This window comes from Paraburkholderia sp. SECH4 (assembly GCF_030511745.1).
GTDB classification, from domain to species: Bacteria; Pseudomonadota; Gammaproteobacteria; order Burkholderiales; family Burkholderiaceae; genus Paraburkholderia; species Paraburkholderia madseniana.
The window spans coordinates 40,620-65,798 of sequence record NZ_JALOCP010000040.1 but is presented as its reverse complement, the minus strand read 5'-3'; the positions used below and the strand labels follow the sequence as shown (position 1 = coordinate 65,798).

23 protein-coding genes are annotated in these 25,179 nt (G+C 61.5%); 7 read left to right on the top strand and 16 right to left on the bottom strand.

The window, feature by feature from the left end; genetic code table 11:
• Positions 1-72 precede the first annotated feature (72 nt).
• Positions 73-1,119 (top strand): S1C family serine protease, encoded by a 1,047-nt coding sequence (locus tag M0D67_RS34810; protein WP_266241507.1) that lies wholly within the window; start codon positions 73-75, stop codon positions 1,117-1,119.
• Between the two features lie 159 nt (positions 1,120-1,278).
• Here the strand turns inward: M0D67_RS34810 and ggt are convergent, their stop codons facing one another.
• From ggt to M0D67_RS34780, 6 genes are all read right to left on the bottom strand, one after another.
• Positions 1,279-3,012: a gamma-glutamyltransferase gene (ggt, locus tag M0D67_RS34805; RefSeq protein WP_266241505.1), complete on the bottom strand. Its 1,734-nt coding sequence runs from the start codon at positions 3,010-3,012 to the stop codon at positions 1,279-1,281.
• Positions 3,013-3,242: 230 nt separating this feature from the next.
• Positions 3,243-4,646, bottom strand: coding sequence for an MFS transporter (locus tag M0D67_RS34800; protein ID WP_266241536.1), 1,404 nt, complete (start codon positions 4,644-4,646; stop codon positions 3,243-3,245).
• Positions 4,647-4,905: 259 nt separating this feature from the next.
• Complete coding sequence (locus M0D67_RS34795; protein ID WP_266241503.1) at positions 4,906-5,670, bottom strand: phosphocholine cytidylyltransferase family protein; 765 nt, start codon at positions 5,668-5,670, stop codon at positions 4,906-4,908.
• A 25-nt stretch (positions 5,671-5,695) separates the two neighbouring features.
• A complete protein-coding gene (locus M0D67_RS34790; RefSeq protein ID WP_266241501.1) occupies positions 5,696-6,715 on the bottom strand; it encodes a flippase-like domain-containing protein in 1,020 nt (339 codons plus the stop codon).
• Positions 6,712-7,542, bottom strand: a complete 831-nt coding sequence (locus M0D67_RS34785) for a 2OG-Fe(II) oxygenase (protein WP_266241499.1) — start codon at positions 7,540-7,542, stop codon at positions 6,712-6,714. The genes M0D67_RS34790 and M0D67_RS34785 overlap by 4 nt, the downstream gene beginning before the upstream one ends.
• Positions 7,539-8,234, bottom strand: a complete 696-nt coding sequence (locus M0D67_RS34780; RefSeq protein WP_266241497.1) for a CDP-alcohol phosphatidyltransferase family protein — start codon at positions 8,232-8,234, stop codon at positions 7,539-7,541. Before M0D67_RS34780 ends, M0D67_RS34785 begins: the two co-directional genes overlap by 4 nt.
• Before the next feature lie 241 nt (positions 8,235-8,475).
• Here M0D67_RS34780 and M0D67_RS34775 point away from each other — a divergent pair, with 241 nt between their 5' ends.
• The gene (locus M0D67_RS34775; protein WP_154567114.1) at positions 8,476-8,910 is read left to right on the top strand and encodes a hypothetical protein; all 435 of its coding nucleotides are present in this window, start codon (positions 8,476-8,478) and stop codon (positions 8,908-8,910) included.
• Between the two features lie 30 nt (positions 8,911-8,940).
• On the opposite strand, the gene M0D67_RS34770 is transcribed toward M0D67_RS34775, so the two are convergent.
• On the bottom strand, positions 8,941-10,896 hold the full coding sequence (locus M0D67_RS34770) for a PhoX family phosphatase (protein WP_266241495.1): 1,956 nt from the start codon (positions 10,894-10,896) through the stop codon (positions 8,941-8,943).
• A 190-nt stretch (positions 10,897-11,086) separates the two neighbouring features.
• Entirely contained in the window at positions 11,087-11,659 is a 573-nt protein-coding gene (locus M0D67_RS34765; RefSeq protein WP_154567099.1) for a hypothetical protein, read from the bottom strand.
• A 628-nt stretch (positions 11,660-12,287) separates the two neighbouring features.
• On the opposite strand from M0D67_RS34765, the gene M0D67_RS34760 reads away from it, so the two are divergent.
• The 3 genes from M0D67_RS34760 (at position 12,288) to M0D67_RS34750 (ending at position 14,747) form a co-directional block, all read left to right on the top strand.
• Positions 12,288-13,439, top strand: coding sequence for a porin (locus M0D67_RS34760; protein ID WP_266241492.1), 1,152 nt, complete (start codon positions 12,288-12,290; stop codon positions 13,437-13,439).
• A 295-nt stretch (positions 13,440-13,734) separates the two neighbouring features.
• Entirely contained in the window at positions 13,735-14,085 is a 351-nt protein-coding gene (locus tag M0D67_RS34755) for a sugar ABC transporter ATPase (RefSeq protein ID WP_266241490.1), read from the top strand.
• Between the two features lie 155 nt (positions 14,086-14,240).
• Entirely contained in the window at positions 14,241-14,747 is a 507-nt protein-coding gene (locus tag M0D67_RS34750) for a metal-dependent hydrolase (RefSeq protein WP_171928745.1), read from the top strand.
• Between the two features lie 313 nt (positions 14,748-15,060).
• On the opposite strand, the gene M0D67_RS34745 is transcribed toward M0D67_RS34750, so the two are convergent.
• The 3 genes from M0D67_RS34745 to M0D67_RS34735 all read right to left on the bottom strand — a co-directional run bounded on the left by M0D67_RS34745 (position 15,061) and on the right by M0D67_RS34735 (position 17,333).
• On the bottom strand, positions 15,061-15,885 hold the full coding sequence (locus M0D67_RS34745; RefSeq protein WP_266241488.1) for an AraC family transcriptional regulator: 825 nt from the start codon (positions 15,883-15,885) through the stop codon (positions 15,061-15,063).
• 151 nt (positions 15,886-16,036) lie between these two features.
• The gene (gene epsC / locus M0D67_RS34740; RefSeq protein ID WP_154559117.1) at positions 16,037-16,972 is read right to left on the bottom strand and encodes a serine O-acetyltransferase EpsC; all 936 of its coding nucleotides are present in this window, start codon (positions 16,970-16,972) and stop codon (positions 16,037-16,039) included.
• Between the two features lie 127 nt (positions 16,973-17,099).
• Positions 17,100-17,333, bottom strand: coding sequence for a hypothetical protein (locus M0D67_RS34735; RefSeq protein WP_154559118.1), 234 nt, complete (start codon positions 17,331-17,333; stop codon positions 17,100-17,102).
• Between the two features lie 360 nt (positions 17,334-17,693).
• Here M0D67_RS34735 and M0D67_RS34730 point away from each other — a divergent pair, with 360 nt between their 5' ends.
• Positions 17,694-18,146, top strand: coding sequence for a DUF3005 domain-containing protein (locus tag M0D67_RS34730; protein ID WP_266241534.1), 453 nt, complete (start codon positions 17,694-17,696; stop codon positions 18,144-18,146).
• Positions 18,147-18,353: 207 nt separating this feature from the next.
• Entirely contained in the window at positions 18,354-18,959 is a 606-nt protein-coding gene (locus M0D67_RS34725) for a short chain dehydrogenase (RefSeq protein ID WP_171928744.1), read from the top strand.
• A 13-nt stretch (positions 18,960-18,972) separates the two neighbouring features.
• On the opposite strand, the gene araD is transcribed toward M0D67_RS34725, so the two are convergent.
• The 5 genes from araD to M0D67_RS34700 all read right to left on the bottom strand — a co-directional run bounded on the left by araD (position 18,973) and on the right by M0D67_RS34700 (position 24,898).
• The gene (gene araD / locus M0D67_RS34720) at positions 18,973-20,712 is read right to left on the bottom strand and encodes an L-arabinonate dehydratase (RefSeq protein ID WP_266241482.1); all 1,740 of its coding nucleotides are present in this window, start codon (positions 20,710-20,712) and stop codon (positions 18,973-18,975) included.
• The gene (locus tag M0D67_RS34715; protein WP_266241480.1) at positions 20,709-21,632 is read right to left on the bottom strand and encodes an ABC transporter permease; all 924 of its coding nucleotides are present in this window, start codon (positions 21,630-21,632) and stop codon (positions 20,709-20,711) included. The genes araD and M0D67_RS34715 overlap by 4 nt, the downstream gene beginning before the upstream one ends.
• Entirely contained in the window at positions 21,632-22,510 is an 879-nt protein-coding gene (locus M0D67_RS34710) for an ABC transporter permease (RefSeq protein ID WP_175048955.1), read from the bottom strand. Before M0D67_RS34710 ends, M0D67_RS34715 begins: the two co-directional genes overlap by 1 nt.
• Positions 22,507-23,586, bottom strand: coding sequence for an ABC transporter ATP-binding protein (locus M0D67_RS34705; RefSeq protein ID WP_266241477.1), 1,080 nt, complete (start codon positions 23,584-23,586; stop codon positions 22,507-22,509). Before M0D67_RS34705 ends, M0D67_RS34710 begins: the two co-directional genes overlap by 4 nt.
• Positions 23,587-23,728: 142 nt before the next feature.
• Entirely contained in the window at positions 23,729-24,898 is a 1,170-nt protein-coding gene (locus M0D67_RS34700; protein ID WP_266241475.1) for an extracellular solute-binding protein, read from the bottom strand.
• Between the last annotated feature and the right edge of the window lie 281 nt (positions 24,899-25,179).

Genomic DNA, 25,179 nt, shown 5'->3' with positions numbered 1-25,179 from the left:
GCCGCCTCGCCCGCACTTGAAAAACCCGCCCGCCGCCCCGCATCTGGATTCCCGTTTATCCGGAGCATCGCCATGGGAAGCCGTCCACGCTTCATCGATGACCTGTCGCGCGCCACATCCGACGCCCCCGGGTCCGATCCACTCACCGCTTTATCCGACGACGCCTTGCTCGACGCCTATTCCCGCACCGTGATCGGCGCGTTGGAACGCGTTCAGCAGGCGGTCGCCTTCATTTCCGTCGAACGCCGGCTGCCCGGCGCGCCGTCCGGGCGCGACAGCCGCGGCGCGCGTGGCGGCACAGGCTCGGGTTTTCTGTTCACGCCTGACGGCTATCTGCTCACCAACAGCCACGTTGTGCACGGCGCCACGCATATCAAGGTGACGCTCGCCGACGGCGCGAAATTCGACGCCGATCAGGTCGGTGACGACCCCGGCAGCGATCTGGCCGTGCTGCGCATCGGCTCGCCGGAGCCACTAGCGCACGTCGAACTCGGCGAATCGTCGAAGCTGCGCGTCGGCCAGATCGCGATCGCGGTCGGCAATCCGCTCGGTCTCGCGCAAACCGTGACGACCGGCGTGGTCTCGGCGCTCGGCCGCTCGCTGCGTTCGAATTCGGGCCGCATGATCTACGACGTGATCCAGACGGATGCCGCGCTCAATCCCGGCAATTCGGGCGGCCCGCTGATCAATTCGGCCGGTCAGGTGATCGGCGTGAACACCGCGATCATTCCCGGCGCGCAGGCGATCTGCTTCGCCACCGCGATCGATACGGCCAAGTGGGTCATCATGCAGATCTTCGCGCACGGCCGCGTGCGGCGTGCGTACATCGGCGTGGCCGGCACCACGAGACCGCTGTCGCGCCGCGTGCAGCGCTATTTCGGCCTGAGCTCGGAGAGCGGCGTGCACGTCATGGAAATCGTCAAAGGCAGCCCGGCCGCGTTCGGCGGTCTGCGCACCGACGACACGATCGTCGCGATCGATGCGCTTGCGGTGCAAGACGTCGATAGCCTGCAACGCACGCTCGATGTGTCGCGTATCGACAAGCCGGTCAACGTGACCGTGTTGCGCGGCGCGCAGCGGCTCGAATTGACCTTGACGCCGGTCGAGCAGACGATCTGATTCGCTCGACTGCCTGTGGAGGAAAGGGCCTCGCATTCAATCAATCTCACGGATAAAAAAGGCCTCGCGCTCAATTTGAGCGCGAGGCCTTTTTTCTGCATGCAGCGCATCCGTAAAGACGCGCCGCTCAGATGCACTTAAACGATTGAAGTCAAACGCTTACTGAATCACCCGCGTCACGCCACGCCCACGCGGATCGGCTGCGGCTTCCGGCGTATCGCCATTGACCTTGATCGCCTGGATGTCGCCGCTGAAATCCTGCCCCTTCAGCGTGTAGCCCTTGGCTTCGATCTGCTTGGCGAGTTCGCCCTCGATCGGCTTGTACGGCTCCCAGAAGATCGTGTTCGGCGGCAACAGTTGGTGATGGAAGCGCATCGCGCCCACGGCTTCCTGCAAGGGCATGTTGAAGTCGTAGACGTTGTTGATCACCTGGAAGATCGACGTGAAGATGCGCGAGCCGCCCGGCGTGCCGATCACGAGCGACACCTTGCCGTCCCTGGTCAGAATCGTCGGGCTCATCGACGACAGCGGGCGCTTCTTCGGTGCAATCGAATTCGCGTCGCTGCCCACCACACCGAACATGTTCGCAACGCCCGGCTTAGCGGAGAAGTCGTCCATCTCGTCGTTCAGCACGATACCCGTGCGATCCGCCACCACGCCCGAGCCGAAATAGCCGTTGATGGTGTACGTGTTCGACACCGCATTACCCCACTTGTCGATCACGGAGAAGTGCGTGGTTTCCGCTTTCTCCGGCATCGAGGTGCCGAGGCCGGCCTGGATGCTCTTCGTATCGGACGGTGCATTCGGATTGACTTCCGCCGCACGCTTGGCGATGTACGCGTCGTCGGTCAATTGCGCGACCGGCACCTTGTAGAAGTCCGGATCGCCGAGATACTGTGCGCGATCGGCGAACACACGCTTCTCGATTTCAGCGATCAGATGCACGTATTGCGCGGAATTGAGCTTGACGTCCTTGAAGTCGGGCGCATTGTCGGCCTTCATCTTCAGCAACTGCACGAGGCCGATACCGCCCGAACTCGGGGGCGGCGCGGTAATCACGCGATAGCCGTTCCAGTCCGCCTGGATCGGCTGACGCCACACCGCCTTGTACTGCTGCAGATCGGCCTTCGTAATCAGACCGTGACCGCGCATGGACGCCGCGATCAGATCAGCCGTCTTGCCCGAGTAGAAGTCTTTCGCGCCCTGATCCGAAATGCGCTGCAGCACGGCGGCGAGATCCGGTTGCTTGAAGTTGACGCCCTGCTTCAGATTGCCGAAGTAGGTATCGAAGTTGGTCTTGCCGGCAAAATCTTTCGCGGCGTCGTCGCGGCGTTGCTGCAATTGCTCGCTGACTTCGAAGCCGTCGCGTGCGTAATGAATGGCCGGTGCGAGCACCTGCTTCCATTTGAGCTTGCCGAAGCGGCGCTGCGCTTGCCACATGCCGTCGACAGTGCCCGGCACGCCCACCGCGCGATAACCGAACAGGCTCATGCCCTTGATGACCTCGCCCTTGTCGTCGAGGTACATGTTCTTTGTCGCGGCCAGCGGGGCGCGTTCGCGATAGTCGAGGAAGTATGGCTTGCCATCGACATACAGCGTCATGAAACCGCCGCCGCCGATATTACCCGCTTCCGGATACGTCACGGCAAGCGTGAAGGCGATCGCGACTGCCGCGTCGACGGCGTTGCCACCTTCCTTGAAGATCTGTTCTGCGGCGTCGGCGCTGTACTTGTCGGCGACCGCAATGGCGGATGCCGTGAGAATTGCCGGCTGCGCTTTCGCGGGCGCTTTGGCAAAGGCTGGAGTGGCTTCGAGAAAGCCGCTTGAAACAGAGACGAGTGCGGCCAGTGCAAGTCCGCTAACGGACGATTTGGCGTTTTGAAACAACTTCATTGGGCATCCTCCAAGACGACGCTTTCATCTGACAAAACGAAAACTGTCTTGGGCTTATAACATGGCGGCCCGCCGTTTGCGAAGCTGTTGCACGCATATGGTGCATGCTGCAGCACACAAAAACCGCCCCATTTAACAACACTAATTACCGCGTGTAGCCATGCTCGAATCGGCATCGAACACAGTCAGTGCGCCGCACCACGAGACCCAGCGCACCGAGAGTTGAACACTCAGGCGCTACCGCGGTTGCCGCGTGCGATTTCGTCGCCGGCGCCTTGCGGCAAGCGCGCGGTCACCGGAATCGACAGGAACGAGAACAGGCCGACCACGAGGAACGCCGGCCAGAAGTCGGAGAACACGATGGTCGAATGACCCTGCACGTTATGCGAGATTTGCAGCACGATGCCCGCGATCGTCACACCGAGCCCCAACGAGATCTGCTGGATCACGCTCGCCACGCTCGTCGCGCGGCCAACGTCGCGGCTTGGAATATCCGCATACGCCAAAGTATTCAACGAGGTGAATTGCAAGGACGGGAAGAAGCCGCCGAACAGCACCACACACCAGATCAACCAATGCGGCGTGCCGGGAAAGAACAGACCGTAGACGGCAATCGCAAGGCCCGCGCAACCGGCATTGAACATCAGCACAGTGCGAAAACCGAACCGTTCGAGAATGCGCGACGCGGCCGCCTTCATGAAGATCGAGCCGAATGCGGACGCGCAGGTAATCGACCCCGACTTGAACGCCGTCATGCCCAGACCTTCCTGCAACGCAAGCGGCAACAGAAACGGCACCGCGCCGAGGCCAATGCGAAACAGCGAACCACCCACCACGCTCGCGTGAAAACTCGGAATGCGCAACAGCCGCAAATCGAGCACCGGCAATTCGACGCGGTTCGCGTACAGCACGTACACCACCAGCAGCAGTACGCCGAACACACACATGCTGACCGATACCGAGTTGGACACCAGTTCGCCGCCTACCAGCGAGAGCCCCAGCATGAACAGCGACGCCCCGCTCGCCGACAACACGAAGCCGGTCCAGTCGAGCCGGCCGGGATGCGCTTCACGCACGTTGGCAATGTGCTTGTTCGCAAGCCAGATACCCAGCAGGCCGATTGGAATGTTGATGAAGAAGATCAGGCGCCAGTGCAGATAGGTCGTGATGAACCCACCCAGCGGCGGCCCAACTACCGGCCCGAGCAACGCGGGCACCGTCAGATAGTTGACCGCGCGAATGAAGTCCGACTTCGGCACCGAGCGGAAAATGATGATGCGCCCCACCGGCACCATCATCGCGCCGCCGATGCCTTGCACGAAGCGCGCAACCACGAAGGTGCCGAGTGACGTGGACGCCGCGCACATCAGCGAGCCGGCCATGAAGATGCCGATGGCGGTGCGAAAGACGGTGCGGGAACCGAAGCGGTCAGCGACCCAGCCGCAAATCGGAATGAAGACGCCGAGGCCGATGACATAAGCCGTCACGGCGAGCTTGAGGGTGATGGGGTCCTGGCCTAGATCGCGCGCCAGAACGGGGAGCGACGTCACGATGACCGTGCCGTCTACGTTTTCCATGAACATCGCACACGCGACGATCAGCGGAACAATGAAAGCGCCTAAAGCGAGAGGCATTGGCATGACGACGGGTTGCAAAGCCGTCGGTGTAAAGCTGCGATTATGGCATCGCATCGACAACAGATGTTGTTAAGCGAAGCCTTTTCGTACTGGCGCGGACGACGCGTTGATATGCGCCGCCCAATAGTTGAGCGCGCAACGAGACAGAACGGCTTTCAAAAAACAGGCGCGAAAAAGAAGGGAAAATAACGACGCGATGGTAAGCCGGCATACAGCCGGCTCACCATGCAATACAGCAGCAATTCAGGAGCAGGACTTAACGCGATGCACTGACCAGCGGTTGCAACTGCGGCAGAATCTCGGTGCTTGCGCGAGCGACGTCGTTCGGGAAGTCGATCTCGATCCACGGCGCGCCGGTCACGTCGGCCGTGTCGAATACCTGGCTGCGCTCCAGCAGCAGGTCGCGTACCGCTTCTTCGTGCGGCATGTTGGCCCGGCCACTATCCACGTAGCCTGCAACGATCTGCGCGAACCGTTGCGCGGTTTCCTGGCGGAAGCGGAAGAAGCCCACCGATTCGCCGATGGTGTCGTACTCGAGATTGACGGCGAGCTGCTTGCGCAATTCGACCGGCACGCCGTCTTTCAGGCACAGCTTGACGGGTTCGTCGCCGGCTTCGAAATCACGGTCGATCAACAGGCGGTTGACCGTCTCGCCCTCCACCAGCGCACTCAGAATGCGCTCGTCGTAGAGCACGTCGGCGTCCATCAGCAGCACGTCGCCGCCGCGCGTGAGCGCCTCGGCCACCGTATGCACCGTCAGCACGCTGCCCAGGTCGTAACGCGGGTTCAGCACGATTTCCACTTTATGCGGCCAGTTGATCCGCTCCAGTTCCGCCTGCACCGATTCAGGCTGAAAACCGAGCGCCAGCACGACGTCGGTCACGCCGGCGGTTTCCAGCATTTGCAGATGCCGCTCGAGCAGGCTCATGCCGTCGAACTGCAACAGGCACTTCGGGAACTGTGCCTGCGGCGGTTGCTGGAGACGCAGGCCGAGGCCCGCTGCGAGGATGATGGCACGCATGCGCAGTCCTTTAAAAATTCGGAGATTAATCGACAACCGGCACGCGCGTTGTGGCGCGCCGCCGTTGCCAGCTTCGTTCGCTGAAGTGCAAAACCAGTAGTCCAGGCAAACCGAGCAGGATTTCACGTGCGCGCTTGGCGAGCGACAACGCCAGCGCCGCGTCCGGCGGCAAACCCACGAGCGGCGCGAGCAGCAGATAACCCCCTTCCTGCACGCCGAGCGAACCTGGGATCATGAACGCCGCGCCACGAATCGCCTGCCCGAGACTTTCGAGCAGGAGCGCGTCGACCCAGTCGACCGGATGGCCGAGAAAGCGCAGCGCGAGCCACACCTCGACCGTGCCGACGATCCAGCCCACCAGACTCAGTGCGAAGCTTGCCGCGACGCGGCCGCGCTCGCGGTAGATCGCCTGCACGGCGGCGTCGACGGCTTCGGCGCGCGTCATCAGCGACGACCAGTCGCGCTTGCCGAACAGCTTCGACACCACGCCCAGCAAACGGCCGAACAGGCCGTGCCGCTGCGCATAGTAGAAGCCCGCAATCATCGTACCCAGCACGCCGGTGGCAATCAGCGTGGCGGTTCGCAGATCGTGAAGCGCACCGTGCGCGGCATAGGCGCCGAACAGCAGCAGCCCGAGCAACGCGAAGACGATTTGCGCGACCGCCTGCGCCGTGGTGCTGACGGTGACGGCGGCGGCCGCGTCACGCATGCGCATGCCGCGCTGGGACAGTTGCCGCACCATCACCACCGGGCCGCCGATCTGGCCGGCCGGCAACAGGCTATTCACCGATTCGCCGATCCAGCGTGCGAACAATGTGTCGCGCACCGTCGCGTCGTGATGCACGCAGTCGCGCTGACGCTGGAACAGCACCGAGATTGCGCCGGCGTCGAGCACCAGCGGCACGAGGTGAAACGCCGCGACAAGCACGAGCCCCCAGCCGGCCGCGGCCAGCGCCGAGGCCACGGAGCCGAAACCCTGCCACGCGAGCAGGCCGACAAAGAGCGCCGTCCCGATCGACAGCAGAATCAGGGCGGCGCGTGTCATGCGGGGTCCTTGCGGCGTTTCGTCATCTGACGGAAAACCTGGCGGAAACCGAAGTACGCAATCGCGTCCTTCATGTTCGAGATAAAACGGCGCCACGGCCGCATGTTCGGGTCGGTGACGTATTCGAAGGTGAGCGACACGCGCATTTCTTTTGCACCGGCCGGCGTGATGCGATGACGCAGCTTGTCGCCGTCGAAGAACACCAGGCCGCCCGGCGGAATCTGCACCGAGCCGGGTTGATCCGCCACGTCCGGATTGCGCGTATGCAATTCGTAATCGAGCCGGCACGACGATTCGTCGATCACGCCGAGCAGCAGCGTATAACGGCGGCCGTCATAGTACGAAGTATCGTAGTGCCAGCCGATGTGGTCGCCGGCCCGCGTGTAGTAGTACAGCGCATAGGCGTGCGGATCGTCCGCGGGCGACACTTGCAGCTTGTCGCCGCTGAGTTGTTCGAGCCAGCCGATCAGTTCCTTCGAGCGATACAGTTCGGCGATGAACGGCGCGAGACGGTCGATCGTATGACGGCTGACGCTGCCGCCCTGCTTGTGGCCCGGCAGATAGTTGCGGTTCACTTCGTCGAGGAGGCCGCGCGCGCTCTGCACGAGCTGGGCGGTGACTTCGGGCGCGAGGAAATCTTCCAGATACAGGAACGCGCCCTGATCGGCGAAATCCTTTGAGAGACGCCGTGTGTCGAACGTGAGCGTGCGGCTCGCTACGGCGCGATCGGCATTCGGCGCAGACACGGTCGACGAGGCCAACGAGGAGGCCGGCGAACGTTCAACTGAGATTGGTGCGATCACGTCGTCTTCGGCGTGCATACTCATTCACTGGCCCACATTTGACTGGTTTCAGACGCCTTGGCAGGGGCGGCCGCCGAGCGCTCGGCGCGGCGCGCGACGCGCCAGTAATCGACCACCACCCAGACGGCAAACAGCGGCGCGCCGATTGACGCGACCACAACGAACGGCATGACGACGCTCGTCAGCGTGACGATGGGAAGCAGGTACAGCACGTCTTCGGTTTCGAAACCGCCGACCGACGCCTGCTTTGTACCTGCCTTGCCCGCCATCTCCTCGATGCGCATACGCAGGAAGAAAATCAGCGCAACCGCAACGCCCGCCACGGCACCCAGCCAGCCGGGTGAAACTTTCAATGAGCCGACATGCGTCGAACCGACACCCATGCCGACGAACAACATGACGGTCACGAGTGCGTCGCAAGCCAGGTCGTAAAAATGACCGATCCGGCTCGACTTTCCGCCGATGCGCGCGAGTTCGCCATCTGTGTGGTCGACAAAGTTCGACAGCACGATCAGAGAGGCGCCCGCATTGACCCACGCAAATCCGCCGTGAGCGAGACAGAGCGCGCCGGCGAGCCCGATCAGCAGGCGCAGCGTGGTCAGATGGTTCGGCGTGACCCAGGTGTTGACGAGCGGCGTGACTAGTCGGCGGGCGAGCCTCGCATCCCATGTTCTGGGGGCCGGAACGTTAATTGGAATTGGTGGTCGCGAATTCATAACCCGGAAATATATACGGGATCGTAAAAGCTTGCTTCCTTCCTTAACGTTTTCTTAAGGGCTCATTGTTGCCGATGCGTGCCAGGCGCCGCGCAAGATATGCCGAATCACGTTAAAGTGCGAATCCAGTTGCGCCTGTCACACCAGATCACGTCGATGCGCAATGTCTTTTCGGGGTGCGGCGCATCGCCGCCACTCGTTGCGAACTCACTACATCGAACGCGGGTCGCCATTCACGTATATGAAACGCTTCTTTTCATCCGTACTCCTTGCGCTCGCCGCCGCCGCGCTGCCGCTCAGCAGTCATGCTGCCGCTCTCGACGCACCGCTCACCTGCAATGAGAGCGGTCATCAGTTCATTGCCGATCTCGCCCAGCAGCAGTTGATCGATCCGAAGCCAATGCGGGTCGAAAGCAACTCCATCAATGCGTTTTCGCCGGTGCAGGGCGCCGACCTGACCGCATTCGGCTTTCACGTTTTCGCGGTGGTCGGCTACGAAAAAGACGATCCGATGTTCCGCGTCGGCGACGGTGAACCCGTGGCCCGCTCCGCCTATGGTGTCGTGGTGTTCGGCGGCGAATCCAAGGTCCAGGCCGCGCTCGCCGAGACCGGCAGCACAGCGATCGTGCATCGGGTGGCGCCGCTCGTAACGGCGATTTTCTGCAAGCGGAGTTGAGGCGGCGGGTCGCGCCGCCCCACTCGCCCCCTACAACTTGATCCCCGCCGGGTCCGCTGTCAGATACCCCACTGTCGCGCCGAAGCGGTCCTTATAGTTCGCCCGCACGAGCGGATCGAGTGTCGATTGGATCTTGTCGTGCAACGGACTTTCCCAATCGCCGACATGCTGGAAGTTGCTCATCACGTACGTCCAGCCGTTGATTTCGTCGACTGCATGCAGGCCTGTCGACTCCGCGCCCGCGGGGCACGACAACACACGTGCGAGCGTCTTCGTATCGACGTTGTAAGCCCACAGAAAATTGTTGACGTGCATGCCGCTGTCTTCGCCGATAAAGAGCGTGCGCAGTTTCTCCGAGAACTTGAGGTTGTCCGGATTCGCGATGCGCTCCGGGTTCGCCGTGTTGCCAAGCACGTCGGCGGACGACAGATCCTCGCCGACCAGCGCCGCAGGCGCGGCCATGTCCACCGGCACCCAGTCGCTGTTGATCGTGCCGCCGCTGCGGTCGCGCTGGCCGCCCTTCATGTTCAGCGCGTAAACCGCACCGGCGTTGATCGCCTTGTCGACGGCGACATCGGTCGATGCGGCGTGACCACGCACCATCGATTTCTCGATGCGTGACATCGCCGAATACAGCACCTTGTCCTTGATATTGACCGTTGTGCCTTCGAGCTTCGTGAAACCCATGCTGCCGCCCGCCAACGCTGCGTAGCGATGCGTTTCGAGGAAGGTCGCCGCCTTGGTCATGCCCGGCTTGATGCGCACCCAGTTGAAGGTGCCGTTGTAGTTGATCTTCGTGTAGGTCGAATCGACCGGGTTCTTGATCGCGACGTCCATGATGTCGCTCGCGCTCAACTGGTTGGCGAGCGCCTCGATTTCGTCGCTGGTCGCGTGGCCCAGATTGATCCAGGAAAGCGTTGCCGCCCCCGCTCCGCTCGACGACACCTGCGTCCACTTTGCAACGTACAGCGTGCCCGCCGACAGATCGGCCTCGCGATCGGCAATGAACATGAAGAGGCCGCCGTTGGTCGCGTCGTCGCCCATCAATACGGTGCGCTTATCCGGCATCACCTGAATCAGTTCGTGCGAGATGCGGCCGAGGCAGTAGTGTTTCCTGATCGTGCCGGTGCCGTCGGGATTGACGGTCACTTCCGGCAGATGGCCATAGTGATAGGGATTGGCGGTGGTTTCGTCACCGTAAAGGCTGCGGCTGAAGCCCTTGAACTGACTGTTGGTTGCGATCGTCGCGGCGTCCGGCTCGTACTCTTCGCTCGACAGATGCGTGTTCCACGGCGACAGGCTCGCGCCGCAGGTAATCCACAAGCCATGCGCCTTCGATGTATCGACGCTGTGATAGCCCACAAGCGTGAGCTTGCCGGTGGTCGGGTCCTGATCGAGCGTGAGCACGGCGATCGGCGACGGCAACTGGCCATACATCGACTTCAGACTCTGATCGCGGGTCGCGTATTCGAACTGCACGACGGCGAATACCGCGTAGCCCTTGAGGCCCTTCACCGTGGGCTTGTCGAGACGAATCAGCGAACTGCCGTCCGGGCAGTCCGAATAGAACTGACGCTCTTTGCCCGTTACCGATTTATCGATGATCGGCTGATTGTTGATATCGAAGTAGCCGCCGGCCAGGATCGTCCCGCCCTTGATGTTCGGCACCATGTCGCCAGTCACGAAAAACGGCTGGTACGCGAGCTTGAACGTGCGGCTGCTGCCGTCGCTCAGTTGCACCGAGAGTATCGAGCCGACCGTCGTCTTCGCCATCGCGGCGGGGTCCGCCAGCGTCGGCGCGGCCATGCCGCTGAATGCCGCCGAGACAAAGTTGGCCACCGGCTTCACCGGTGTCGCCAACTCGTCGCCTCCGCCGCCGCACGCGGTCAGCATCGACGCCGTTGCAAGGCCGCCTAACGGCAGCATCGGCGCACCGGCGAGGAGTTTCAGGGCCTTGCGGCGGTAAAGGTCGAACGGCTCTGCCATGTTGTCGTGATCCAGGGTTTGGGTAGCGTGGGTGAATGCACAGCCGGCACGCACTCAGACCCAAAACCGCATGGTTCACGCTCGCGCCGCTATGACGCGAGGATTCTATGAAGTGAATGTGAAAGTATATTGACAGGTTTTAGTAATGTTAAATTCAGCTTTTAGTTAGCCGAAGCCCGTCACCGCCGCTCTATCCCGGACGGCGGAATTCGTTTTCGACCCACGCGGCAGCGCTCGCCTTGCTCAGCTTGAAGTTCGGCGCGACCTGCACTTGCGCGAGCTGTTCGCCGAACGTATCGAGCGCGGTCAGCAGCGCGTACGGCTCGTCTTCGTCGGGAACGATGTCGAGCGTGATGTCGAGTTCGTCATTGCCGTCCGCGCTGGCCACGCGCACTTCTTTGTGCAACTGGGCGCGCAGTTGCTGCTCATGGCGGCGCAACACTTCAGACGCGGTTTTCACCAGCGTGTTGAACGCCGACGTGTCGAGCGGCTTCGGATCTTTCTTGTTGCGACCCATCGTCCACGGGCCGACGAGTGCCGGTTCCGCTTCGCCGTCCTTGATCATGGCGACGGCCCAGCCTTCGTCGTCTTCGTTCTTGATGACGCGCGCGGTCCAGCCGTCGTCGCGCCACAGACGCGCTTCGTGCTGGGTTTCGGGCAGCGCGTCTTCCAGATGATCGAGCGGGGTTTCGTGGATTTCGGACGCGCCTTCCGTCGGGGAGTCAGCAGCGGTGTCGGACGATGGAAGGGGGGAATTGGTCATTACAGGTTTACTCACGTTCGCGGGGCGGAAACACAACTCAAGCCTGCGATTCTACCCGCCCCACACCCGCGGAACGTGACCCTCTGACGAACGGACAAGCCGGGGCACGCTCTTCGCCAATCGAAATAGTGCATTTCGTTATTCGTGGGAACTTATAAACCGATTATAAAACGTTCGAAAAAAACGCGGCCCGAAAGCCGCGTATAAAGAGATGAAAAAGACACCCCAGGTCAGGGGGTGAAACGAATTGTAGAACTGTAATTCGCCGGGATAGAGCACACGAATTGGAAGAGTCCATTGCAGAAATCAGAATGATTCGAAATTCAGGCAACGACGCGCTTAAATCCTTACTGAATATGACACAGCGGGAGCGTCGCGATCGAGCAACACCGACAATTTGACGAACAATTACAGCGTCATCGTGCACAAATATTTTTTTCTTTATTTACCATCACTTACACAATTCTCAATCCGGTATTCCGAATTATAAAATGCATTGTTGCGCCATATGCGGTTAAAGATATAAATAGCAGGCATACACTTCGCAGCGGATCGTCAGGCAGCCGGCGCAATCGGCTGTTAGCACTGGAATGCGATTCTCTACGCACTGTCCCGGAGTTATCTAAACATGAAAAAAACCCTCATCGCAGCAGGCCTCATGGGCGCGTTCGCCATCACCGCTCACGCACAAAGCAGCGTTACGTTGTACGGCACGCTGGACGCCGGTCTCGTCTACTCGAACAACCAGGGCGGCCACAGCAACTGGCAACAAGGCAGCGGTTCGGTGTCGAACACCTATTTCGGCCTGCGCGGCAACGAAGACCTTGGCGGCGGTCTGCATGCCATCTTCACGTTGGAAAACGGCTTCAACCTGAACAACGGCCAGTTTTCGGAAAGCAGCACGATGTTCAATCGTCAGGCTTTCGTCGGTCTGCAGAGCGATCAATACGGCACGCTGACGCTCGGCCGCCAGTACGATTCCGTGGTCGATTACCTCGCGCCGCTGTCCGAAGCGGGCGCGGGCTTCGGCAACAATCTCGCCGCTCACCCGTTCGATAACGACAATCTGGACAACTCGTTCTCGATCAAGAACGCCGTGAAGTACACGAGCGCGAACTACGCCGGCCTGAAATTCGGCGGCCTGTACGGCTTCAGCAATTCGGCCGGCCAGTTCTCGAACAACCGCGCATGGAGCGTCGGCGCTTCGTACGACAACGGTCCGCTGAGCGTAGCCGCCGCTTACCTGCAACTAAACAACTCGGGTAGCTCGAACCTGAGCGGCGCAGTCTCGCAAGGCAACGGCACCGCCGCCGTCGCAGCTAACCTGCAACGCACGTTCGGTGCGGGCATCAACTACACGTACGGCCCGGCGACGGCTGGCTTCGTGTACACGCATACGCAACTGGACGGCATCACGGGCGTGGACGTCGGCGGCACGACGCTGCCGGGTGTGGCAGGCACGAACCTGCATCTGGACAACTACGAGTTGAACGGCAAGTACGCACTGACGCCGGCACTGAGCCTCGCCGCTTCGTACACGTTCACCGACGGCAAGATGTCGGGTTCGAATGGCTCGGGCGATCCGAAGTGGCACACGGTATCGCTGCAAGGCGACTACTCGCTGAGCAAGCGTACCGACGTGTACGTGGAAGGCGTGTATCAGCACGCATCGGGCGAACTCGGCAACTTCGGTGCGAACGTGGCGACGATCAACACGCTGGCGCCGTCGTCGACCGGCAACCAGGTTGCTGCGGCTGTCGGCCTGCGTCACCGCTTCTAAGTTTTTCTGACGATACATGCAGAGCGGCGTATGGGTCCGCCCTGCAGCCGAATCCGCGCGTGGCACGATCACGCGCGGGTTTTTTTCAAGGCGCTTACGTTCTTACGTTTCGACGTAGCGGTAGTGACGGCGCAAGCATGCCGTAGGTATACTGAGGTCGGCTGCCTTCCTTGCCGTAACGTCGTTGCGGTTGAACGGCTGCTTCGTCGCGAAGCATGACGTTGCGTTCAATCGCGTTGCGCTTCGCCCGCGCCCCAAGTTCCCGTACACGATCGGGGACGCCGACGATCGGACCATGAAAAGACTTCTCCTGCTTGCTCCCGCTGCTGCCCTCTCTGCTTTTCTCGCTGCCTGCGGTTCCAGCGGCCCCGCCCGCGACGCGTCCCAGCCGATGATGTACGTGTCTTCGCAGCGCGCCCCTGCTTATATCGCCGATTGCCTCGAAAGCAAGCTGTCACGCGTGCGAATGTCGCGCGTCGGCGACGCGACCGAGATCGCCGTCGGCTCCGATTCGAACAACTCGTATTTCGTCACGCTCACGCCTTACAACGCCGGCTCGGTCATCAAGGTGATGCATCCCGCGAATGCGCCGGACGATCCGCCTGAAGCGGAAATGCGTGTCGATATTGCGCGTTGTGCGACCTGAGGTTTGGGTCACGCGGCTGCGTTGTTGAGGACGACACTGAAGGCCACGCCGATATCCGGTTTTTTTATCTCCTGTGTTGGCTATTTTTTTATCTGCTCATCTGCGAACATAGCCGCCCCTTGGCTTTTATCCGGCGCACCGCGTCGTGAGGTTCGATGGCATCCAACAAAGCACATCACGCGACTGGGTTTGCGGCCGGCGTAATCGCGGCGGCTGTTGTCGCGCGCGTCGGCGGCGGTGGTTCGTTTCATATCGGCGTGTTGTTGAGTTTCATCGCCGGAGTGGCGGGGAGTACGGCGCCGGACTGGCTGGAGGTGGCGTGGTGGTCACGCGCGCGAAGGCTGTGGATTACGCATCGTACGCTGACGCATTGGGGGGTGGGGTGGGTCGCGTTGCTCGTGGGCTCTTATCATTGGCTTGGGCATTCGGTTTATGCTGCGGCGGTGTTTGGGTTTGCTTGTGGGGGGGTGATGCATCTTTTGGCCGATTGGCCGAATCCTTTGGGGGTGCCGTGGATCGCTGGGCGGCATTCTTTGAATCTTTGGAATAGTGGGCATTGTGATTTGATTGTTGTTGGAGCGGCTTGGGTCGCCGCGTGGTTTGTTGGGGAGCATGTTTGGTTGCATGGGGTTTCGGTTTTTAGGTTTTTTAGAGTTGGGTAGGGGGTGGCTTTTTTTGCCTGCGCGGCGCTTTGGTCAGTGTTCTTGGGGCGTTGGCCTTTCCTTGTTTTGTTAGTGGTCTATTAGCGTTGCCCCTGTGCGGGGCGGCACCTACTTTTCTTTGCATGCCGCAAAGAAAAGTAGGCAAAAGAAAGCGGCTCAAGCCACTCCTGCTAAGCGGGGACCGTAGTTCGCACAGGGTAGTGGTGCATCTGGAATCTGGGTTCGCGCACCTGCATACGCCAGTGACAAGGGCGTCATTCTTCCGGCGGCGCTACGCGCGCCGAAGCGTTGCTCTTAACCCCGTCGTTGTGCTTTATCGCCGCTTCGCGGCTGCGTAGTTCGCAGGGGTCATGCCCATCAATCGCACGAATGCTCGGGTCATGTGGCTCTGATCCGCAAAGCCCGCTGAGGCTGCGGCGTCTGCCAAGGTCGCGCCACGCGCGATCAGTTGTCTCGCAAGCATTACCCTGCGCTGCATCCTGTATGCGTGCGGTGGTAACCCCATCTCGTGCGCGAAACCCCGTAGCAACTGGAAGCGACTCATGCCGGCGTCAGCAGCAAGTTCAGTTAGCGTGAGCGGTGACGAAGGGTCGTCGTCAATACGCGCCCTCGCTCGTGCAATCGGATTTGAGGTCTGTGACAACCGTGGACGTGCGTGCGCCGTCGCGTGAGTTCGAAGTAGATACCCAAGCAACTCGAGCATCGTCTCCTCTCGGATCAGGTCGTCCGGCACGGATTGCGCCTCCACCGATACTGTGAACAGGCGCTCGAATAGCACCTTCAGTAACGGGTCGTGTACCACCGGTTGGGTCAGTTCGATCTCGTGTGTGGCGATTCCACTTAATTCGATTGCGGCGTCGCTTAGAATCGATGGCTCGAAATACAGCATGTGCCATGCGCGTCCGCGCTCGTCGAGCGGGCTGCCGTCGTGTACCTCCCCCGGGTTCACCATGATCGCGTCGTTCGCTCGTGCTTCTACTACGCCGCGGCCGCTTGATGATCGATGTCCTCCGGTGACGATCACGCCCACGCCGAAGCGGTCGTGTGAGTGGCGCGGAAACGAATGCGTCGTTTCGGCCACCGTCGCTTCGACGCCGGCGATCGCGCAACGAGGCATGTGAACGCGGCCACGTGACATGGTGCGCCTCAGAAGTTAACTAGCGTTTCGCGCGGCACAACACGCGGCGGTCTGCACGCTGAATCGCGCAGCGAGCCGTATGCAGATCGCCAGAGCACCCCGCGCGCCAGTCCACGCGGCAAAGTGCGAGATGACGCGTGAGCCAACCCGCTCATCGACCGCCCCCCTCTTCCGTGCCCGTGCGCTCACCCTCGCGGATCTTGCCTTGCGATACGCTGCTGCCCGGCGGCACGCTATGCGTCAGCCACACATTGCCGCCGATCACCGAGCCGCGCCCGATCGTCACGCGCCCGAGAATCGTCGCGCCTGCATAAATCACGACGTCGTCTTCAACGATCGGATGGCGCGCGTTGCCCTTGACCAGCGTGCCGTCAACATCCGCAGCGAAGCTCTTCGCGCCGAGCGTCACGGCCTGGTAGACACGCACGCGCTCGCCGATGATCGCGGTCTCGCCGATCACGACGCCCGTGCCGTGGTCGATAAAGAAACTCGGGCCGATGGTCGCGCCCGGGTGAATGTCGATGCCGGTCGCCGAGTGCGCGATCTCGTTGATGAAGCGCGCGAGCAAGGGCACGCCGAGGCGGTGCAGCGCGTGCGCAAGACGATGGTGCGTCATTGCCCACACGCCCGGATAACACAGCAGAATTTCAGTGATGTGCTGCGCGGCCGGGTCGCCGGTGAAAGCGGCCTGAATATCGCTGACCAGCAACGCGCGAATACCGGGCAACTGCGTGCCGAACTCGCGCGCGACATTGAACGCGCGCTCCTTCAGATCCGCATCGGGCGTTTCGCCAAACTCGGGCAGAAAGCGCAAGGCGCGGCGAATCTGTTCGGCAAGCAATCGCAACGTGCTTTCGAGCGTGTGGCCGACGTAGTAGTCGACGGTTTCGTCAGTTAGATCGGGGGCGCCGTAGTGCGTGGGAAACAACGCCGCGCGCAAGCCGGTGACAATGGCGATCACCGCATCGCGCGACGGCAACTCGCGAATGCCGAGCGGATGCCGCGTGCGATGCAATTCTTCACGCGACGCGCGCAAGTCCGCGACGATCTGTTCGAGACCCCAGTTGTGGGCAGGCACATTAGGCATAGAAGGACAGCGCCGCGCGGTAAGCACGGTTCAGAGTGATTGTCCCAAGAGATTACCGCGTTTTGCGGCGGCTCGCGCAACGTCGCGCGGCTGCCCGGTATGCCGGTAAGCGCATGGCGGATGCGCTTCAGATAGTCACGCTGCTCGCATCAATCCAGCGCACGGCCCAGTCGCGTGCGTGCGCGATGGCGGTGGCTTCGTCAGGAAAACGCAAGTCGGTGGGGAAAAAACGGTTGGCGACCAGTTCGCCGTCGCTGGAGCGGGAGATGACCACATACGGTTGCCAAGTGCCATCGCACGCGCGCGCCGGCGCGCAATTCAGCAAGTAGCCGCGATGTGTGAATGCAGCATCGAAATGCATGTGTCACCCGCCCTGACGGCCCCGTAAGATGTTTTGAGTAGCGCGCGTCTGTTCGTTGTCGGCCATGTAAAAAAAGCCGGACGCATGTCATCGATTTAACCGCGCTTCGCTCGTCGGAGTAAGATCATACTCTGTAGAAAATAGGCGTCCATTAAAAAAAACGAAAAGAATCGCTGACGCAATCGCCACGTGAAATGCCCGCATATGTCGCTGCGTATGTCACTGCATATGTCACTGCATATGTCACTGCACATAAACTGCGAGGCAACCGCGGTACAACTCACACGCACAAAGAGGTTGTGCGAGGCGGAACGGGTTTTGCTGCACTTCAACCATGTCCTCTTCAATGGAGAATGCATGATGAACAGCGATATCAACAAGCCGGCAGACGCCGGCAAACTACCGCGCACCACCGGCCCGAGAACGACGGAACTGCATAACGACCGCACGCACGACAGCACGGTCGACACCGACGGCAAGAATCTCGAGGCCGCCCGCATCGCCGGCCACAGCCCGATCTCGCCGGACGAGATCACGACGAGCAACGCGAGCCTGATCAACAGCGTGCCCGAGGCACAGGACGGCATGGCCGGCTTCGACAGCCGGGTTGGCGGCAATCATCTGCTGCTGGCGCTCGAACCGGGCTACACGGTCATCGATAAAGGCATGGTCGAGCCGCAAGGCGTCGATTCAGAAGATGAACTGTTCGACGACCCGCGCCCAATCCGCAGCCGTCGCGAACGTGGCCGCATCCATTTCGCCCTCAATCACCTGCGCCCTACCCGCGTGATTGAATTACATCGGGCGAAATAAGTATTCGCGCGGCGCATATTTGTTTGAATTGCGCCGCGCGCACCGATTAATCAGTCCATTCCAAAGTGCGCACCGTTTGAATGACGGTGCGCGTTTCGTTACGGATTAGAAACTCAGGGTTGCAGGACCTGCAAGCCGAACGGGCTTTTTCCGCCCGTCGAACGCCGACACAATCGACTGCATGTCCAATACCAAACGGAGCAGCAGATGAAAAAAATTGTCGTAATAGGCGCAACCGGCACGGTCGGCCAGGCAGTGAGCGCGGCATTGAAAGCACGCCATGAAGTCATCGAAGTGGGCGCGACGCGCGGCCAGTATCGCGTGGACAGCACCGACCCGGCCAGCATCGAGCGGCTCTTTAGCGAGATTGGTAAAGTCGACGGCATCGTCACCGCCACCGGTAAGCTGCATTTCGGCCCGCTGCCGGAGATGAGCGTCGAGCAGTTCTGGGTCGGCCTGCGCGACAAGCTGATGGGTCAGATCAATGTGGTGCTGGGCGCCCAGCGATACGTGAACGACGGCGGTTCGTTCACGCTGACGAGCGGCATTGTCGGCGACGAACCGATTCGCGAAGGCGCGAACGCAACCACGGTCAATCTGGCCCTGGAAGGTTTCGTGCGCGGCGCCGCGATCGAATTGCCGCGCGGCATCCGCATCAACGTGGTGAGCCCGACCGTACTCACCGAAGCGATGGGTGCTTATGCGCCCTACTTCCGCGGCTTCGAGCCGGTCACCGCCGAACGTGCCGCGCAGGCCTATCTGCGCAGCGTGGAAGGCGCGCAAACGGGCCGTGTGTATCGCGTGGGGTATTGAGCCTCCAGAACGCTCAGTGAATCTCCGGCTCGCCGCTTGCATCCGTCTGCGCGCCGCCGCGCTGCAGGAAATCGAAGTCGCAGCCTTTATTCGCCTGCAGCACGTGCACCTGATGCAAGGCGCCGTAGCCGCGCGTAAACCGCGGCTCGGGTCTGACCCAGGCGGCCTTGCGGCGCGCCAGTTCTTCCTCCGCTACGAGCATGTTGAGCTTGCGCCGCGGCACGTCCAGTTCGATCAGATCGCCGCTCTGCACCAGTGCAAGCGGGCCGCCGATAAACGACTCCGGCGCGACGTGCAATACGCACGCGCCGTAGCTCGTCCCGCTCATCCGCGCATCCGAGATACGCACCATATCGCGCACGCCCTTTTGCAGCAGTTTCCGCGGGATCGGTAATTGCCCCCACTCGGGCATGCCTGGCGCCCCCACCGGCCCCGCGTGCTGCAGCACGATCACACAGGTCTCGTCGATGTCGAGCGCTTCGTCGTCGATGCGCGCGGCCATGTCGTTGTAGTCCTTGAACACCACGGCGCGGCCGGTGTGCACGAGCAAGCGCGGCTCGGCGGCACCGGGTTTGATCACGGCGCCGTCGGGCGCGAGATTGCCGCGTAGCACCGCTAAGCCGTTATTGGGCAGGAGCGGCGCGCTGCGGCGGCGGATCACCTCGTCGTTGAAAATCGTCGCGCCTTCGAGGTTTTCGCCGAGCGTGCGGCCATTCACCGTTTTCTGCGAACGGTCGATCAGGTCGCCCAGTTCAGCAAGCATGGCCGGCAATCCGCCCGCGTAGAAAAAGTCCTCCATCAGATACGCGCCGGTCGGACGAACGTTCGCCAGCACCGGCGTGCGGCGCGAGATGTCGTCATAGCGATCAAGCGTCAGTTCGATCCCGGCGCGGCGTGCGAGCGCGATCATATGCACGATCGCGTTGGTCGAACCCGAGAGCGCGAGGCAGGTGGTTACGGCGTTATCGATTGAACCCGCGGTGATCAGATCGGAAGGTTTCAGGTCCTCCCACACCATCTCGACGATACGCATGCCGGTTTTCGCCGCCGTCTGCGCGTGCCGCGAATCCACTGCGGGAATGGAGGCAAATCCGGGCAACGTGAAGCCGAGCGCTTCGGCAGCGCTCGTCATGGTCGACGCGGTGCCCATTGTCATGCAGTGACCCGGCGAGCGGGCGATACCGCCTTCGATACCTTGCCAGTCCGCTTCGGTAATTGTGCCCGCGCGCAACTCGGCCCAATACTTCCAACTGTCCGATCCGGAGCCCAGCGTGACACCGTTCCAGTTGCCGCGCAGCATCGGACCGGCCGGCAGAAAGATCGCCGGCAGATCCATCGAGATCGCGCCCATCAGCAAGGCGGGCGTGGTCTTGTCGCAACCACCCATCAGCACGACGCCATCGGCGGGATACGAGCGCAGCGTCTCCTCGGCTTCCATCGCGAGGAAGTTGCGATAGAGCATCGTGGTGGGCTTCTGGAACGGCTCGGCGAGCGTCTGCACGGGCAGCTCGACCGGAAAGCCGCCTGCCTGCCAGATGCCGCGTTTCACTTCCTCGACACGTTGCTTGAAATGCGTGTGGCAGGTATTGATCTCGCTCCATGTGTTGAGGATCGCGATGACCGGCTTGCCAGCGTATTCCTCGCGGCTATAGCCCATTTGCGCGGTACGCGAGCGGTGGCCGAACGAGCGCAGATCGTTTAAGCCGTACCAGCGGTGGCTGCGCAGTTCTTCGGGTTTCTTTCGCTTCGTCAACGTCTTTGCTCCTTCACGCGCGACACGATCTGCGTCGGGCTGACGAATTGCAGCGCGATCAGCACCCAGATCAACGTGATCGCCATGTAGATCATCGCCATCGCGTCGATCGATTGCGGTGCGCGCACGCCGGTTGAAAATACAGCGTAGTACAAGGCGACCACGAGCGTTTGCGTCGCGGGGCCCGCTGTAAAGAATGTCAGCTCGAACATGCCGATCGTGCGCACCAGCACGAGCAGCCCGGCGGCCAACATGCCGGGCACCAGCAGGGGCAGCAGCACGTAGCGGAAATAGCGAAACGTGTTCGCCCCGAAAATGCGCGCCGCCGCTTCGAGATTGGGATCGATCTGCTCGATGAACGGCGTCATCACCAGAATCACGAACGGCAGCGCCGGCACGAGATTCGCAAGAATCACGCCGCTCAAGGTGCCCGCAAGGCCGACTTTGTACATCACGGTTGCCATCGGAATGCCGTAGGTCACGGGCGGCACCATCAGGGGCAACAGGAAAATCAGCATCGCCATGCGCTTGCCGCGAAACTGCACGCGGGCGAGCGCATACGCCGCGGGCACGCCGAGTACAACCGACAACACCACCACGGCGCCGACCACTTCGACGGTGACCCACAACACGCTCGCGAGCTGAAAATCGCTCCACGCCTGCGCGTACCAATGCAGCGTGAAGCCTTGCGGCAACAAGGTGCCGAACCAGCGGGTCGCCAGCGAATTCACCGCGACGGTCGCAATCAGCAACACCACGTTGACGAGAAAGGACACCATCGCGCCCCACACCAGCACCTGCCAGATGCGGCCCGGCACGCTGGCGCGCTGCTTCACGCGCTTGCTGGGTTGCTGGGCGCCGTCGTTGTTTTCCTTCGACGCGGACCACGAAGGATGCGCGGCGCGGTGATCGCTAGCCATCAGCCTTTGCCTCCCGTCACCGGACCGCTGTAGAAGAAGCGGCGCGCGCCGAGCATCGCGGCGACCACCAGCAGTTGCACGAAACCCATCACCATTGCGATCGCCGACGCAAGCGAATAATCGTAGCTTTCGAACGCGGCTTCGGCTGCGGCGATCGACATCACACGCGTCGGGCCGGCGGGCGCACCCAGCAGCACCGCCGATGGAAAGACCGAGAACGCCTGCACGAACGACAAACAGGCGGCCATCGTTAATCCAGGGACCAGCAGCGGCAAATAGATCCGGCGGAACTGCTGCCACGGGCTCGCGCCGAGCGTGGCGGCAGCGCTCGCGAGCGTCGGATCGATGCCGGTCACGTAGGACAGCGTCAGCAGAAACGCAAACGGAAAACCCGACACGATCAGCGAAATCAGCACGCCCCAGAAGTTATGCGTCAGACGCACTTCATTGGTGTAGAGATGCAATCCTTGCAATGCCTGGGGAAACCAGCCATTCGGGCCGAAATACGTGAGCATGCCGTCGGCGATCAGCACGGTGCCGAGCGTGACAGGAATCACCAGCAGCGTCGTGACGAGTTTCTGATAGGGCGAATTGCGGCGCAGCGCAAACGCCACCGGAACCGACACGCCTACATTGATCAGCGTCGCGGGCACGGCGAGCTTGAGCGTGACGAGAATGGTCGGCCACATCGACGTGTCGGTGAAGAACGTCAGGTAGTTGGCCCACAGGCCGCCGCCGTTCATCGGCCGGAACGACAGCACCAAACCATATGCAAACGGATAGATGAACAACGCTACGATGAAAATCAAAGCTGGCGCGACCAGCCACGCCTTGGCGTCGCGCGGTGCGAGCGGCGGCGACAGCGTGGGCGTGTTCAAGCAGCCTCTCCGTCATAGACGAGCGTACGTGAGGGCGGCACGCGCAGACTGATGCGTTCGCCCTCTTCGAATTCGCCCACGATGCGCGCCCACAAATCGCCGAACGCGGTCTTCACCCGCAGCAGTGAATCGTGCCCGCCGTATTCCACTGTGTTCACCAACGCGTCAAAGGCGTTTTCCGCGCCAGACGCCGCGAGCTCCATATCCTCGGGGCGCAGCGCGACGCTCACGCGCTTGCTGTTGAAACCGGCCATCGGCGTGCCGATCAGACGCACACCATTCGCGCTCACCGCAACCCCATCGCCTTGCGTGCCTTCGAGCGTGAATTCGGCTACGTTTCGATAGCCCATGAAACGCGCCACGTGCAAGTTTTGCGGCCGCGTGTAGACCTCTTTCGGCGTGCCGATCTGCTGCACCACACCCTCTTTCATCACGACGATGCGATCGGCCATGGAAAGCGCTTCGTCCTGATCGTGCGTCACGTAGAGCGTCGCGCGTTCGAGCTTACTGTGGATGCGGCGAATCTCAGCACGCATTTCGATGCGCAGCTTCGTATCGAGATTCGACAGCGGTTCGTCCATCAGAATCAGTGGCGGTTCGATCACGATCGCACGCGCAATCGCCACCCGCTGCTGCTGACCGCCCGACAGTTGTCCGGGCAGCTTACGCTCATGACCGACCAGTTGTACGAGCTGCAATGCTTCGCGCACCCGGCGCACTGCCTCGCTCCTACCGACGCCACGCATCTTCAATCCGAAGCCGACGTTATCCAGCACGCTCATATGCGGGAAGAGCGCGTAGTTCTGGAACACCATGCCGAAGCCGCGCTTTTCCGGCGGCAGCACGTCGATGCGTTTATCGTCGAGCCAGATGCCGCCGCCGCTCAAGGGCTGCAAGCCGGCGATGCAATTGAGCGCCGTCGATTTTCCGCAACCCGAAGGTCCGAGCAACGCAATGAACTCGCCACGCTGGATATTCAGATCGAGCCCTTGCAGCGCCGCGACTGCCTGGCCTTCCGCATTCGTGAAACTGCGGCTCACCGAATCGAGCCGCAACTGCTCAAAGTGATGCTTCATGGCGGTTTCCTGATGCGCGTGACGCTCGAATCGCGAAGGCTCAATCGAACAGAGGCGCGTGATGCTTCGTGCCGGCTTCCTGCGTGCATGGCACGCGAACCTCTGCGGACCGAATGAACGCGCGCACGGACTCACTCAGTGGCTACTTGGTCTTCTGCGCGCCTACGTCGCTGTCCCACTTCTTGAAAGCCGCGACCATTGCAGCCGCATTCAGCGGCAAGACATGCGGACGCTCGGCCAGCAGCTTCGCGTACTCGGGCCGACCATATTTCGTCAGCACATCCTGGCTGTGCGCGGGCGCCTGCTCGATGCTTACGCCCTTGATCGCCGGCCCGGGATAGAAATAACCGTCGTCATAGGTCATGGCCTGCTGCGCCGGTTCGAGCATGAAGTTCATCAGCTTGTAGATTACGTCGAGCTTTTCCTTCGGCACACCCTTCGGAATCACCATGAAGTGCGCGTCGTTCACCCACGTCATGTTGTCGAATGCCTGCACGCGGAATTCCGCCGGCACGATGCCGAGCGCGCGCGGGTTGATGTCCCAGCCGGTCACCGTCACGGTCATGTCGCGCGTACCCTCGCCGAGTTCTTTCATCACCGCCGATGTGCCGCCGGGATAGTAAGGAATGCAATCGTTCAATTGCTTGAGGAAAGCCCACGTCTTGTCCCAGCCGTGAATCGGATCTTGCGGATCCTTGTCGCCGAGCACGTAAGGCAGGCCCATCAGGAACGTGCGGCCCGGACCGGAGTTCGCCGGCCGCGCGTAGATCAGCTTGTCCGGATGCGCCTTGCACCATTGCAGAAGTTGCTCAGGCGTTCTGGGCGGATCAGTCACTTTGGCCGGGTTGTATTCAAGCAATGGACCGGCCGGCATATAGGCGACCTCGAGACCGAAGCCTTGTGCCAGGTCCTGCATCTTGCGCGGACCGGGCGCATATTTGTCGAGCACGCCGGGGAATGCCGCCGCATTGTCCGGCAACAGCTTCATCCAGAGATTCTGTTCGATGCCGGCGGCCAGTGCGTCGGTGCCCGTCAAGACGAGATCGATGTCGGAGCGGCCAGCGGCCTGCATCGCCTTGATCTTGCCGGGCAACTGCGGCGCGGGCGCGTTGGTGAACGTGAGATTGGCGACGAGATTCGGATACTTCGCCTTGAAGGCTTCGAAACCCTTCTGCGTGAGTTGAAGGTCGCCGGCTACGTCGACGATATTTAGCGTTACCGGATCGGCCGCATGCGCGGTGGTTCCCAATGCGGCGCTTGCCACGAGACTTACGGACACCAGCCTGAGCGCCAACCTGCCTGAAACAGTCATTGCGTCTCCTCGCTTCTTGGTATGGAAGTCCGCCGGCCAGATGCGCTGCTGGCGGTGTCTCTCTACCAATGGAACATAGCGAAGCGGAACTGCCGATGTCAAGCAAATACTCGCCACCGGGTTTTGCCCAGAAAATTGGCTTTTTTTGCGGGGAATCCTTGTAGTTCAACGGTTTGCGCGCGTTATCCAAGGGCAAACCCGGAGTCGGCAAGCAAGTCGGGCAGCTAGTTGTCAAGCAACCTGCACTTGCACTGCGCACTCAGGCTGCCCGCACGCCTTGC